Source organism: Bradyrhizobium barranii subsp. barranii (assembly GCF_017565645.3).
GTDB classification, from domain to species: domain Bacteria; phylum Pseudomonadota; class Alphaproteobacteria; order Rhizobiales; family Xanthobacteraceae; genus Bradyrhizobium; species Bradyrhizobium barranii.
The window spans coordinates 8,055,280-8,068,744 of the sequence record NZ_CP086136.1; the positions used below are offsets into that span (position 1 = coordinate 8,055,280).

Genomic DNA, 13,465 nt, shown 5'->3' on the forward strand with positions numbered 1-13,465 from the left:
CGGAACGTGCGGCGATTACTCCATCTCCCGCATCCGTCGCGCATAGAGCCGCCGTAGCGGCTCCAGCTGCGTCGCCGCCGTCGCGGCGACATACGCCTCGCGCGCTTCGTCCTTGCGCCCAAGCCGTCGCAACAGATCCGCGCGCACCGCGGGCAACAGCTCGTAGCCGCCAAGCCCGCCGCGCGCGGTGATCGCGTCGACGAGATCGAGCGCGCGCGCCGGGCCGTCGACCATCGAGACTGCGGCGGCGTGGTTAAGCTCGATCACCGGCGACGGATTGATGCGCAAGAGCACTTCGTAGAGGCCAGCGATCTGCGGCCAGTCGGTCTGCTCGTAGCTCGGCGCACGGGCATGCAGCGCGGCGATCGCGGCCTGCACAGCATAGGGCTGCGGGCGGCCAGGCACGCGGAGCGCGTCGTCCACGAGACGCAGACCTTCCTCGATCTGCACACAATTCCAGAGCGAACGATCCTGCTCTTCCAGCAGAACGACGTCGCCGGCTGTGGTCTCGCGCCCGGCACGGCGCGCATCGTGCAGTAACATCAAGGCGAGCAGGCCTTTGATCCCGGCGCGATCCGGCATCAGCCGGTCGAGCAACCGGCCGAGCCTGATCGCTTCGACCGCGAGATCGGGCCGCATCAAATCCGCGCCCGAGGTCGCAACATAGCCTTCGGTGAAGACGAGATAGATCACGGCGAGCACACCGTTGAGCCGCGGCGCAAGCGCGGCGTGCTCGGGCACTTCATAAGGAATGCCGGCGAGCCTGATCTTCTGCTTGGCGCGGACGAGGCGCTGCGCCATCGCATCCTCGCCGACGAGAAAGGCGCGCGCGACCTGCGCCATGGACAGCCCGCAGACGGTGCGCAGCGTCAGCGCGACCTGGACCTCGATGGCGAAGCCTGGATGGCAGCACGTGAAGATCAGCCGCAGCATGTCGTCATCGAGCGTTGCTGGCGGCTCGTCGGGCGCCTGCGCGTTGAACTCGAGCTCATGCACGAGCGCCCGCTGCTTGCCGCGGAACACGGCCTGCCGCCGGATGCGATCGATCGCCTTGTTGCGACCGACATTGACCAGCCAGGCGCGCGGATTATCGGGCACCTCGCCCGCCGACCAGCACTCCAGCGCGACCGCGAAGGCATCCTGGAGCGCGTCCTCGGCGAGATCGAAATCGCCGACGAGGCGGATCAGCGTGGCAAGCACCCGCCCCGCCTCGTCGCGAAAAATCCGAGCGATGTCGGCAGGACAGATCACTTGTAGATCATGACCGGCCTGACTTCGATGGATCCCTCTTTGGCCTCGGGAATCCGAGCAGCCAGTCCGACGGCGGTGTCCAGATCCTTGGCCTCGACCAGATAGTAGCCGGCGAGCTGCTCGCGAGTCTCCGCGAAGGGACCGTCGGTCGTCAGGGTCTTGCCCTCGCGCACGCGCACGGTGGTCGCCGTCGTGGTCGGCTGAAGCCCGTCGCCGGCCTTGAAATGGCCGCTCTGGATGATGGACTGCGTGTAAGTGCCGTACTCCGCCGACAGCGCCTGACGGTCCGCGGGGGACATGTTGATCATTTTCGCTTCGTTCCGGTAGATCAGCAGTAGGTACTGCATGGCTTACTCCTGTTGTTCGGCCTGATTGCCGACATCCAGTCGAACGGGGCCAACATCAAACGACATCCTCGGGATAATTATTCGATATCAGGGGACGAGATCATTTGTAGATCATCACGGGCCTGACTTCGATCGAGCCGTCCCTGGCTCCGGGAATCCGCGCGGCCATCGCGATCGCTGCGTCGAGGTCTCTCGCCTCGACGAGATAATAGCCGCCGAGTTGCTCGCGCGTCTCGGCGAACGGACCATCGGTCGCGAGTACCTTGCCGTCGCGAACGCGAACGGTGGTCGCAGTCGAGGTCGGCTGGAGCCCGTCGCCGGCCTTGAAGTTGCCGCTCTGGACGATGGACTGGGTGTAGGCGGAATACTCCGCCAACAGCTTCTGGTAATCTGCGGGGTCCATCTTGCTCTGTTGAGCTTCGTTCCGGTAGATCAGCAGCAAATACTGCATCGCTTAACTCCTGTTGCTCGGCTGGATTGCCGGCATCCAGTCGAACCGGGCCCACGCCCAACGACATGTTCAGGATAAATTATTCGCAGCCGGCGTGCGCGGCGATCTCTGCTTGACGGAACCGTCACAAATGCCCCATGCGTAGCCGGTCAGTCGGCCGGACGGCCGCTCCGGCAGGTGCCGAAAGGCCGCCGGGGAGGAAAGTCCGGGCTCCCTTGACATACGGTGCCGGATAACGTCCGGCGGGGGCAACCCCAGGGAAAGTGCCACAGAGAACGAACCGCCCGCCTTCGCCCTTTGGGCTTCGGCGCGGCAAGCCCTCGGGCCTGCCGTGCCATAGCAGCGCAAGCTGCGTAGGCAGGTAAGGGTGAAAAGGTGCGGTAAGAGCGCACCGCGGCTCCGGCAACGGAGCCGGCATGGTAAACCCCACCGGGAGCAAAACCGAATAGGGACGGCGTAGCGGGCTGTTCGCGCAAGCGATAACGCCGCGGGGCGATGTCAGGCCCGCCGTCCGGGTAGGTTGCTCGAGGCCATGTGCAAACATGGTCCCAGAGGAATGGCCGTCACGTATCGTTCGCGCAAGCGGACGGTGCCTTACAGAACCCGGCTTACAGGCCGGCTGATATCTTGCAACGAGGGGTTCGATGCTAGCGCATCGAGCCCCTCACCATTTTGGGCCGGCTGCCATTCCGGGGCGTGCGCAGCACGAGCCCGGAATCCATTCATCCACCGACTCTGCCGCCTGATGGATTCCGGGCTCTCGCTTCGCGAGCCCCGGAATGACGGCTGCGAACTAAGCGACAATCTCGTTCAACACGCCCATCAAAGCCTCGGGCGCCGTCACGTTCGGCGCATGACTCGCATCGAGCTCGAAATAGCGCCAGCCCTCCTCGCTCTTCGTGCGCTTCGCGAACTGCCCGAACACATCGCCCGGCGGAATGCGCCTGCAATAGATGTAGCTGCGCGGCATCGCCGGTTCGCCGTGTTCGAGCTTGAGCCTGGTCTCGAAACATTTGATCGGCATGTTGATGCGGCGCGCATTGAGCCGGTCGAGATCGGCCTGCGGCGTATCCGGCGGCGGCGGATTCGGCGGGATGCGGTAGCCGTCGCCCGCGGCTGCCGCCTTGCGCATCGGCTCGCGACCGCCCTCATTGAGATCGAACAGCGACTGGCCGTCACGCGGCACGAAGGCGTCGAGATAGATCAGTTGCGTGACGCGCTCGCGCGCGCGGTCGGCAACACCGGTCGCGACCATGCCGCCATAGCTGTGGCCGAGCAGCACGATGTCGTCGAGGTCCTCGAACTTGATGACGTTGAGGATGTCCTGGATGTGCGTATCCAGATCGATCGCGGGACTGGCCAGATGCGCGCGCTCGCCGAGCCCGGTGTAGGTCGGCGCCACCAGGCGGTGGCCGGCCTGCGCCATCAGCGGATGCATCTTCTTCCAGGCCCATCCGCCGGACCATGCGCCATGACAGAGCAGAAAAGTCTTCGCGCGTGCGGCCATCGGCGTTTCCATCGTTCTTGTTTCTACGATGGAGTGTAGCGGCCGCGCGCGCGATGTAAACGCTGCGGCCTCTCAGGCCGCGCGGGTGTTCACCTTCACAAGGACGGGCGCGACCGCCTCGCGCCGCAGCTTGCCCGCCTCAAAACCATGCATGCCGATCTGCCATTGCAGGCCGACGATGGCGCCCTTGGTCGGCTGCAGCAGCGCGAGCGACGCGAACAGCGTCACGGGCAGCCACACGGCCAATTGCAGCCAGACCGCCGGCGCGTAGGCCGTCTCGACCGCGAGGATCGCCGGCACGACGAGGTGACCAACCACGACCATCACCAGATAAGCCGGGAAGTCATCGGCGCGCTGGTGAAACAGCTCCTCGCCGCAATGGTCGCAGCTGTCGGCCACTTTCAGGAAGCGCCCGAACATATGTCCTTCGCCGCAGTTCGGGCACTTGCCCAAAAAGCCGCGCCACATCGCCTTCGAGAGAGAGACTGAACCGGTTGCCATGACAGCACCTCTTCCTTTTCGCTGATCCATACAATAATATCTTGTATCCATACATTCAAAGGATATGGGCCTAAATTGCATGGATTGGACCCCTACAATCTCGGAGCTGAGCGGGCCGCGCTACCAGCGCATCGTCGAGGCCATGGAGGCCGACATCGCCGCGGGTCGGCTGGTGCGTGGCCAGCAGCTGCCGACGCAGCGCGCGCTGGCCAAGGCCCTCGGCATCGACCTCACCACGGTGACGCGTGCCTACACCGAAGCGCGGCGCCGCGGCATCATGGAAGCCCGTGTCGGACAAGGCTCATTCGTATCCGAGACCAGCGCGCGTCGCGCGGTCGACTTGCCGCATCCGGTCGCGATCGATCTCTCGATGAACGTGCCGCCGCATCCGCTGGAAGCGCAGCTCGACGAGCGGATCATTGCCGGGATGGAAGCCATCCGCGCGCAATCGGGCCTGACGGCGCATCTCAACTATCAGCCGCCCGGCGGCAGCGCGCATGAGCGCGAGGTCGCGGCCCGCTGGATGCGTGCACGCGTTTCGCACGCACACGCCGACAGGCTCGTGATCTTTCCCGGTACGCAGACGATCCTGTTCAACCTGCTCGCTCAGCTCGCGCGGCCCGGCGACGTCGTGCTGACGGAAGCGCTGACCTTCCCCGGCATCAAGGCCGCCGCGGCGCGGCTCGGCGTCAAGCTCGTCGGTGTTGCCATGGATGACGGCGGCATCCTGCCCGATGCGCTGGCGAAAGCCTGTCGCGCGCACAGGCCGAAGGCCGTCTATCTCATTCCGACGCTGCACAATCCGACCACCGCGACGCTTTCCGCCGAACGGCGCAACGCCATCGCAAAGATCATCATGGATGCCGATACGATTCTGATCGAGGACGATGCCTACGGGCTGCTCGACCGTTCGGCATCGCCGATCGCAAACCTCATTCCGGAGCGGACCTATCTCGCGACCACGCTGTCGAAATGCATCGCACCGGCGCTGCGCGTCGCCTATCTCGTGGCGCCCGACAACGCCGCGCAGCGCGACATGCGTGCCGGCTTGCAGGCCACCGTGCAGATGCCGGCGCCGCTGATGGTCGCGCTGGTGACGCATTGGATCGAGAACGGCATCGCCGATCGCATCATCGCCGCCATCCGCAACGAGGCGATCGGCCGCCAGCAGCTTGCGCAGCGCGCGCTGAAAGGCTTTCAGTTCCTGGCAAAGCCCGCGGCCCATCATCTCTGGCTGCGGCTGCCGGAGGGCCGCCCCGACGTCGCCGCGCATCTGCTGCGGAATGGACTTGCAGTCGTCGCCGGCGACGCTTTCACCGTGGACGGAACACCGCCGCATGCCGCGCGCGTCTCGCTCGGCGCCGCGCGCAATCGATCGGAGCTGACGGAAGCGCTGCGCATCCTGGTCGGCGCGCTGCACAGGCCGGCCGACACGAGGCAGATCGTCTAGGCTCTCCTTATTGGTGGTGACGGCGGTGGCGCGGGCGAACGACCGGCGTCACACCAGACGGATAAGCCGCATAGGCCTCGCTCGGTGCCACTGTCTCGCCACGAGCCTGGCGCGCCGCAGGCGTGAGCTGGCCGCCGTTCAGCACATCGCGGTCGGGATGGGCGGCCTGATAGGCCGCGGGTTCGGAGAACTGCGCCTGCGCCATCGTCGGCATCATGGCCGCCGCAGACAGCAGCGCGGCTGCAACGGCAATCTTCGTGCGGGTCATGGTCGTTCTCCATCATCTCGTTCGGGGAAAGGCCAATGAAAGCGCATCATGGCGTCGGGCACGCCCCCGGATTGAAGTATGGTCATCATGTAGGCCTGCCATTGGCGAATGCCCGCGTTTGGGGATCACGCTTGCGTGCGGTTTTGGAATTGACCTGCACGGCCGCAGCCGTGCTATGCGGGCGTTGGCGATCAACAGTTCGGGATCGTCCGTTGCGACAAGGACAATCTGTTGGAAACGCTCACTTATGCGCTGCTGCTGTTCGGCGCGCTGGCCGGCGGCTTCGTCTCGGGACTGGCCGGCTTCGGGACCGCGCTGATGGCGCTCGGCATCTGGCTCTACGTCCTGCCGCCCTCGCTCGCGGTGCCGCTGGTGCTGATCTGCTCGGTGATCGCGCAGACCTCTACGCTGCCGTCGATGTGGAAGAGTTTTGACCTGTCGCTGGTCTGGCCGTTCCTGATCGGGGGCCTGATCGGCGTGCCGCTCGGCACCATGCTGATCGCCTCCGCCGCTCCAAAAGTGTTCAAGCTGAGCGTCGGCGTGCTGATCCTGATCTTTTCGACCGCTCTCTATCTCAACAAGAGGCCCCTCGCCGTGACGTTCGGTGGCCGCATTGCCGACGGCGCGATCGGCTTTGCCGGCGGCATTCTCGGCGGCCTCGCCGGATTGTCCGGGCCGCTGCCGATCCTCTGGGCCAATATCCGCGGCTGGAACAAGCACGAGCGGCGCGGCATCTTCCAGCTCTTCAATTTCACCGTGCTCGCGACCGCGCTGGTGTTGCAGACGGCGTCGGGCCTCGTCGAATTCAAGGTGGTCTGGCTCGCGCTGGTCGCCTTCCCGGGCACGCTGATCGGCGCGTGGGCCGGCGCCCGCGTCTATCACGCACTCAACGACAAGCATTTTGGCGACGTCGTGCTCGGCCTGTTGTTCCTGTCGGGCCTGACCCTCGTCTGGAACAGTATTGCCGCGCTCTAGGTGCGCGTCCTCTTCGCCGCGAGCGCCATGCCGCCGGCGACGCCGACACCGAGCACGTAGATCCAGCCCGAGGTGAAATCGAACAGATGCGTGTTGAGCAGTGAGGACAGCATGTTCTGCACCACGACCAGCATGCCGATCCAGCAGGCCAGTCCCTCGCCGCGAAACATAAAGAGGTGCGCGATCCACAGCGCGTAGAGGACCAGCACGCCGACGATGCCCCATTGCACGGCGTTGCTGAGGGTCTGATTGTGCGGGTTGCTGACGATCTCGCCGCGCAGCGGGTCGTCGTGCGGATTGGCGGCCACGCCGGCGAACAGACCGCGGATCGAGCCGGTGCCGTGGCCGATCAGCGGCGCGTCGGCGATAAACCTCAGGGACTTCCGCCAGTATTCGAGGCGCGAGCCCATGCCGCTGATCGAATTATTGTCGGCCTCCAGGCTCCTTTCATAATCGCTCTGAAACTTGCCGACGGTCGCGCGCAGATGCGGCGAGACGGCCCAGAGCGCTACGGGGATCAACGCCGTCGCAGCGCCGGCGACGAGCGCCGCCCGCCAGCGCAGATGCAGCAGTGCAAACACCACGAGCAGGACCGGCAGCGTCACCAGCGCCGTGCGCGAGACCACGACGAACATCATGTTGGCGAGGAAGCCGAGCGCCAATACGGCGAACAACGCCGCGATCCGAACGCGGCCCTGCTGGACAAGCGTCACGATCGGGTAGACCAGCGCGATCGCACAGAGCGCGAATTCCTGGCTCTGGTCGATATAGTTGCGCACGGCGATCCCGCTCTCGACCTGGTAGGACCCGCGCGACAGATAGAGCTTCAGCGAGAGCCTGGGATCGATCGCAACAGTGAAGGAGTACAGCATGAGCAGCGTGCAGGAGACCAGGAACGCCGCAAAAACCCATTTGCCGTAGGGCCAGCGCTCGAACTGGTAGATCAGCAGCGGGATCACCAGCAGTTTTGCCGGCGGCCCGAGCGCGTGCAGCCGCTCGGCCCAGGGCGCAACCGACCAGAGCGTGCCGACGAGTGCCAGCACGAACAGCGCGATCGGCAGCAGGCAGATCGGGCGCAGCAGCGAGCGCGGGAGCTCGCGAAGGTCGATGAAAGCAAAGGCGATCAGCCACGGCACGAGAGCAAAAGTCACGCCGGTGGTGCTCCAGGGCAGCAGCAACGCGACCAGCGCAACGAAGCGGGCCGGTGTGCGGTAGCGCGCCGCCCAGATCGCGGAGAGCCAGGACGCTCGTCCCCGCTCGTTCAACACCTCGGTCATTCCTATCCCTTGCAGATTCGCGGCCCACCCACGGCGCGGCAAACTAGCCGGAGCCGTGGGTGGGCGACAAGCGCGCGTCCGTTCGATCTGCTACGCGGGCTCGCGCATCGGAGGCACAACCGGCTCGGAATTTGCCGGCTTCGCGACCTTCTCCTGTGCCGGCAGCGCAAGGCGTTTTCTGAACTCCCGGAGCAACAGCCACACGCTCAGGGCGGCCTGTAGCGTGGTCGTCGCGATCGACAAATACCAGACGTGCTCCATCCGGAAGCCCGGCCACGTCGAGAGCCAGATCGACGGCAGGGAATAGGTGAGAACCCGCGTCGCCGAGGTCCACAACACCGGCTTGGTGTTGCCAAGCCCCTGAAACATACTGGAGCAGGTAAAGATCAGCCCCTGCGCCACCATGTTGAGCGAGACGAGGCGCAGGAACAGCGACGCAACCCCCATCGTCTCCTGATCCCTCGAGAAGCCGGCAAGCAACAGACCGGGCGCGAACTGCGCGAGGATCATGAAGACAATCATCACGGCGGTCGCGATAAGCGACGCCTTGACAAAGGTCTCCCGCACACGTGCTCCATTGCCGGCGCCGAAATTCTGGCCGGCGATGGGCCCTGCTGCGAGGGCGATGGCGAGCGCCGGCATCTGGATCAGCCCGAGGAGACGCGTCCCGATGCCAAACCCCGCCTGCGCCGCCGGGCCAAAAATGCTCAGCACGTAATAGCCCACGGCCATGATGATGAAGATCATCGCAAATTCCCCGCCGGCGGGCAGGCCGACATTGAGGATTCTCTTCCACTGCCGCAGCTGCGGCCGCCATTGCTCGGGGTGAAACGCGACGTAGCGCTCCAGCTTGAGGAAATAGCCGAGCAGCATCAGCACGCCGACGAAGACGGCGATCGAGCTGGCAAGGCCGGCACCGGCCACACCGAGCGCATGTCCGGTGCCCCAGCCCGTGATCAGCACCGGCGCCAGCGCGATGTTGATGATCACGGCCAGCGCCTGCACCAGCATGCTCGGCCGCACGATGCCGGTCGCCCGCAATGCGGACGCCATCACTTGCGTGGCGAATTGCAGCGCCAGCGCCGGCATGAACCAGAGCAGATAAACGGTACCGGCTTCGACCGTAGCTTCGTCGGCTGCAACCGCGCGCATGTAGGGGCGCGACAGCGCGAAGCCCGCGACCAATGTCAGGATCCCGAACAGCACCGACAGGACGACCGACTGGTTGAAGACCAGATTGGCGTCGTCGCGGTCTTTCCGCCCCACGGCGTGCGCCATCAGCGCAACCGTGCCGACGCCGAGCACCTGCATCAGCGCATTGACCAGAAAGCCCGCATTGCCGGCCGCCGCGACGCCGGCGATCGCCGCCTCGCCCAGACCCGAGACGAAATACAGATCGACGAGCTGACAGATCATGATCGTGATCATTCCGACCACGATCGGAGGCGCCATGCTCAGGATGTGGCTCACGATGGAGCCGCGCGTCAGGTCCTTCATCTCATTCCATCCTTAACGGCGTGACCGCGGGACTTGCGTCCCGCCGCCGCGCGCCTCTCATTCCGCCGCAGCGATGCGCCCGAGCTCCACCACCTGGCGCTCGAACAGACCGCGATAGATGCCGCCGGGCTTGCCCGCGAGCACGGCGTGGGTACCTTGCTCGACGATCTCGCCGCGGTCGAACACCAGGATCCGATCGAGACTGCGCACCGTCGACAGCCGGTGTGCGATCACGATCGAGGTCCGGCCCTTCATCAGCCGCTCCATCGCCTGCTGGATCAGCGCCTCGGATTCCGAATCGAGGCTCGAGGTCGCCTCGTCCAGGATCAGCACCGGCGCATCCGCCAGGAAGGCGCGCGCCAGCGCCACGCGCTGCCGCTCGCCGCCCGACAGCTTCACGCCGCGCTCGCCAACCAGCGTGCCGTAGCCCTTCGGCAGGCGCAGGATGAAGTCGTGCGCATTCGCCAGCCGCGCCGCATGCTCGATCGCCTCCAGGCTGGCACCGGGCCGGCCATAGGCGATGTTCTCCGCAAGCGTGCGGTGGAACAGGATCGGCTCCTGCTGCACGATCGCGATCTGGCTGCGCAACGATTGCTGCGTAGCGTGCGCGATGTCCTGCCCGTCGATCAGCACGCGACCACCGGAGACGTCGTAGAGCCGCTGCACCAGCTTGACGAAGGTCGTCTTGCCGGAGCCGGAGCGGCCGACCAGGCCGACGCGCTCGCCGGCGCGGATCGTGACCGACAATCCGTCATACAGTGGCGCGCGGTGGCCGCCATAGTGGAACGTGACGTCGTCGAACACGATCTCGCCGGCCTCGATCGCGATCGGTCGCGCACTGGCCGCATCGGCAATCCCGATCGGCTCGCCATGGATCGCCACCAATTCGTCCATGTCGTTGACCGAGCGCTGGAGGTTGTTGATGTGCATGCCGACGTCGCGCAGATAGGCGTGGATGACGTAATAGCTCGTCAGCACATAGGTGACGTCGCCGGGCGAGGCGTGCCCGGACATCCACAGCAGCACCGCGCCGCCGATCACGGACGCACGCAGGCATAGCAGCAGCGAGAGCTGCGCCATGGCCGTGTAGTTGTAGCGAAACCAGGTCCGCCGCACGCGCACGCGCCAGCGGTTGATGACGCGGGCGAGCCGCGTATCCTCGCGCGCTTCGGCGCCGAAGGATTTCACCACGGCGTTGCAGGTCAGCGCGTCCGCCAGCGTACCGCCGACCTTGGTGTCCCAGGCGTTGGAGACGCGCGCGGACGGCGCGATGTAGCGCGTCGAGAACAGCACGGTGATGGCGACGTAGAAAAGCGCGCCCACCGCGATCACCGCGCCGAGCGACGTCCAGTGCAGGCCGATCAGGACCATGGAGCCGATCAACACCAGCAGAGACGGCGCCAACGCCATCAGGATGGTGTCGTTGAGCAGGTCGAGCGCCCACATGCCGCGGGTGACCTTGCGCACCGTGGAGCCGGCAAAGGAGTTGGCGCCAGTCGGTCGAGAAGCGCTGCACGCGCGTGAAAGCCTCCTGGGCGACATCCGACATGATCTTGAGCGTGAACGGGACGATTGCCTGGAGACCGATCAACCTCAGCACCACGGACGCCGCACCGAGCGCCACGATGGCGCCGAACGCAACCAGCGCCGCGCGGCGCGCGTCGGGATCGGACGAGCCGCGCGTCAGCGCATCGACCAGATGTCCGGAGAATACCGGCATGAACAGATCGGCGATGGTTGCGCCCAGCAGGCCGCCGGCCACGATCAGGCCGCGTCCGGGCTGCTTCAGCCAGTGCCGGAATACGAAGGGCAGCACCACGCGTATGGCCGCGGGCCTTTTTGAGAGAGAGGTCATGACATTATCCGGCCGCTTTCGGCGCGGGCCGGCTCCATCGACGGACGCAAGTCCGCCACGGAGGGCTGACCGGCGTCACTCACAACTGATTTTGACTTGGGAAGTGGAGAGATCGGGACTCGTGACCCGATCGAATCTGGCGGAGGGGCCTCTAACAGGCCGCCGACATACCGAACCAGAACATCGAACGCGGGCGTACGATCTGCGAGTGCGACGAAATCATGCAAATCTCTCCCTGGCTCGATTGAATGAGGTGCGCTTTATAGATGTGTCACGGCTGATTTGCAACGGGGCTCCCGCAAGATCACACGCGAGTGTTGCAATTTGGTGCGGGTCGCCTAAGTGGAGCCGCCGCCCCCTCCATCTCCGCCGTCATGCCCCGCGAAGGCGGGGCATCCAGTACTCCGCGGCTTCTCGGTTCTAGCCGCGCCGTCTCGGCGTACTGGATCGCCCGATCAAGTCGGGCGATGACACCGATTGTGGCGCGCTAGTGCGCGTCGCCGCCACCGGTCATCGAGGCCGGTTTGCTCAGCAGCGTGACCAGCAGGCTGAGGCCGAGATAAAACAGCGTCAGCGCGAAGAAGGCGTCGCCAAAGCTCATCACCACGGCCTGGCGGTGCACGATCTGGCTGAGCTGCTTCATCGCCATCAGCGTGGAATCGCCGAGCCCCTGGAATTTCTGCATGAACATGGTCAGGGTTTCGGTCGCGGTCGCATTGCCCCAGGTCACCCGCTCCTGAAGGCGGGTGATGTGCAAATCGGTGCGGTTGTTGAGCACGGTGTTGATGACGGCAAGGCCGACCGCGCCGCCGAGATTGCGCATCAGGTTGAACAGGCCGGAGGCGTTCTTCACCCTGTCGGGCGCCAGCGTTCCGAGCGCGATGTTGTTGGTCGGCACCATCGCGAACATCATGCCGATGCCGCGCAGGATCTGCGGCACCAGCAGCTCGTAGAAATCGTAGTCGCGCGTGATCCAGGTCATCTGGTAGGAGCCGATCGCGAACACGATGAGGCCGAACGCGATCATGTAGCGCATGTCGACCTTCACCATGAGACGGCCGACCAGCGGCGCGACCAGGAACATGGTGATGCCCGAGACGAACATGGTCTCGCCGATCATCAGCGCGCTGTAGCCGCGCACTTCGGCGAGGTAGCGCGGATAGATGTAGGTCAGGCCGTAGAGGCCGATGCCGATGCAGAACTGCAGGACGCAGCCGACCGCGAAATTGCAGTTGGAGAAGGTGCGCAAATTGACGATCGGTTCGGCCGCGGTGAAGACGCGCCAGAAGAAGGCGATCGCCGAGATCGCGCAGATCCAGGCGCAGATCGCAACGGACGTGTCCTGCATCCACTCATGTTGCGGACCTTCCTCCAGCACGTATTCCAGCGTGCCGAGGAAGCCGGCCATGAAGAGCAGGCCCCACCAGTCGAAGCGGTCGAGCAGCTCGAAATGCGGCTCGTCGAAATCGACCAGCGCCAGCACGCCCAGGGTAATGCCGATGCCGGGCACGACGTTGATGAAGAACAGCCAGTTCCACGACATCAGATCGGTGATGTAGCCGCCGACCGTCGGGCCGATCGTGGGAGCCAGGGTCGCAACAAGCCCGATGATGGGACCGACGATGTGGAATTTGGAGCGCGGGAATACTGTATAGGCCGAGGCGAACACGGTCGGGATCATGCCGGCGCCCAAAAAGCCCTGAAGGGCACGCCAGAGGATCATCTCCTCGATCGTGGTGGCGAAGCCGCAGAGCAGGCTCGAGGCCGTGAAGCCCGCGGCCGAGATCGCGAACAGCAGCCGCGTGCCGAAAGCGCGCGACAAAAAGCCCGACAGCGGGATCGCGATCACCTCGGCGATCAGATAGGCGGTCTGGACCCAGGCGACCTCGCTGGAGCTTGCCGACAGGCCGGCCTGGATTTCACTGAGGGACGCCGAGACGATCTGGATGTCCAGGATCGACATGAACATCCCGAACACCATGATGATGAAGGCGAACAGCCGCTTCGGCGCGATGCGCTCCGAGGCGGGGTTCGCCATCATGGCGGGTGAAGCGGTGGTGGCGTTGGCCATGGTCTGACCTCGCAG

11 protein-coding genes, 1 other RNA gene and 1 pseudogene are annotated in these 13,465 nt (G+C 65.2%); 3 read left to right on the forward strand and 10 right to left on the reverse strand.

All coding sequences use genetic code 11. From position 1 onward, the window contains the following. Window positions 1-15: 15 nt before the first annotated feature. The 3 genes from J4G43_RS39160 to J4G43_RS39170 form a co-directional block, all read right to left on the reverse strand. Window positions 16-1,251: an RNA polymerase sigma factor gene (locus J4G43_RS39160; RefSeq protein WP_408581382.1), complete on the reverse strand. Its 1,236-nt coding sequence runs from the start codon at window positions 1,249-1,251 to the stop codon at window positions 16-18. Further along, window positions 1,248-1,598 (reverse strand): YciI family protein, encoded by a 351-nt coding sequence (locus J4G43_RS39165; RefSeq protein ID WP_208088197.1) that lies wholly within the window; start codon window positions 1,596-1,598, stop codon window positions 1,248-1,250. The genes J4G43_RS39160 and J4G43_RS39165 overlap by 4 nt, the downstream gene beginning before the upstream one ends. A gap of 100 nt (window positions 1,599-1,698) precedes the next feature. Continuing rightward, on the reverse strand, window positions 1,699-2,049 hold the full coding sequence (locus J4G43_RS39170; protein WP_063981532.1) for a YciI family protein: 351 nt from the start codon (window positions 2,047-2,049) through the stop codon (window positions 1,699-1,701). Window positions 2,050-2,198: 149 nt separating this feature from the next. Between J4G43_RS39170 and rnpB the strand changes: the two genes are divergently transcribed. Continuing rightward, window positions 2,199-2,676: RNase P RNA component class A (gene rnpB / locus J4G43_RS39175), an RNA gene on the forward strand. Between the two features lie 166 nt (window positions 2,677-2,842). Here the strand turns inward: rnpB and J4G43_RS39180 are convergent. Together J4G43_RS39180 and J4G43_RS39185 are read right to left on the reverse strand one after the other, a co-directional pair. Then, window positions 2,843-3,556 carry an alpha/beta fold hydrolase gene (locus J4G43_RS39180; RefSeq protein ID WP_208088198.1) on the reverse strand — a complete coding sequence of 238 codons (714 nt, stop codon included), beginning with the start codon at window positions 3,554-3,556 and terminating at the stop codon, window positions 2,843-2,845. A gap of 72 nt (window positions 3,557-3,628) precedes the next feature. Further along, complete coding sequence (locus J4G43_RS39185; RefSeq protein ID WP_249814691.1) at window positions 3,629-4,057, reverse strand: DUF983 domain-containing protein; 429 nt, start codon at window positions 4,055-4,057, stop codon at window positions 3,629-3,631. 79 nt (window positions 4,058-4,136) lie between these two features. Here J4G43_RS39185 and J4G43_RS39190 point away from each other — a divergent pair, with 79 nt between their 5' ends. Then, window positions 4,137-5,507, forward strand: a complete 1,371-nt coding sequence (locus J4G43_RS39190; protein ID WP_208088200.1) for an aminotransferase-like domain-containing protein — start codon at window positions 4,137-4,139, stop codon at window positions 5,505-5,507. A 7-nt stretch (window positions 5,508-5,514) separates the two neighbouring features. On the opposite strand, the gene J4G43_RS39195 is transcribed toward J4G43_RS39190, so the two are convergent. Continuing rightward, window positions 5,515-5,775 (reverse strand): hypothetical protein, encoded by a 261-nt coding sequence (locus J4G43_RS39195; protein ID WP_208088201.1) that lies wholly within the window; start codon window positions 5,773-5,775, stop codon window positions 5,515-5,517. Between the two features lie 231 nt (window positions 5,776-6,006). Between J4G43_RS39195 and J4G43_RS39200 the strand changes: the two genes are divergently transcribed. Then, window positions 6,007-6,750, forward strand: a complete 744-nt coding sequence (locus tag J4G43_RS39200; RefSeq protein WP_208088202.1) for a sulfite exporter TauE/SafE family protein — start codon at window positions 6,007-6,009, stop codon at window positions 6,748-6,750. Here J4G43_RS39200 and J4G43_RS39205 read toward each other — a convergent pair. The 4 genes and pseudogenes from J4G43_RS39205 to J4G43_RS39220 form a co-directional block, all read right to left on the reverse strand. Next, complete coding sequence (locus J4G43_RS39205; protein WP_208088203.1) at window positions 6,747-8,027, reverse strand: O-antigen ligase family protein; 1,281 nt, start codon at window positions 8,025-8,027, stop codon at window positions 6,747-6,749. The two genes, J4G43_RS39200 and J4G43_RS39205, sit on opposite strands and share 4 nt — an antisense overlap. A 90-nt stretch (window positions 8,028-8,117) precedes the next feature. After that, window positions 8,118-9,524 (reverse strand): MATE family efflux transporter, encoded by a 1,407-nt coding sequence (locus J4G43_RS39210; RefSeq protein WP_208088204.1) that lies wholly within the window; start codon window positions 9,522-9,524, stop codon window positions 8,118-8,120. A gap of 57 nt (window positions 9,525-9,581) precedes the next feature. Further along, window positions 9,582-11,379 (reverse strand): annotated as a pseudogene (locus J4G43_RS39215) (ABC transporter ATP-binding protein). A gap of 487 nt (window positions 11,380-11,866) precedes the next feature. Then, the gene (locus tag J4G43_RS39220) at window positions 11,867-13,450 is read right to left on the reverse strand and encodes a DHA2 family efflux MFS transporter permease subunit (RefSeq protein ID WP_208088205.1); all 1,584 of its coding nucleotides are present in this window, start codon (window positions 13,448-13,450) and stop codon (window positions 11,867-11,869) included. Between the last annotated feature and the right edge of the window lie 15 nt (window positions 13,451-13,465).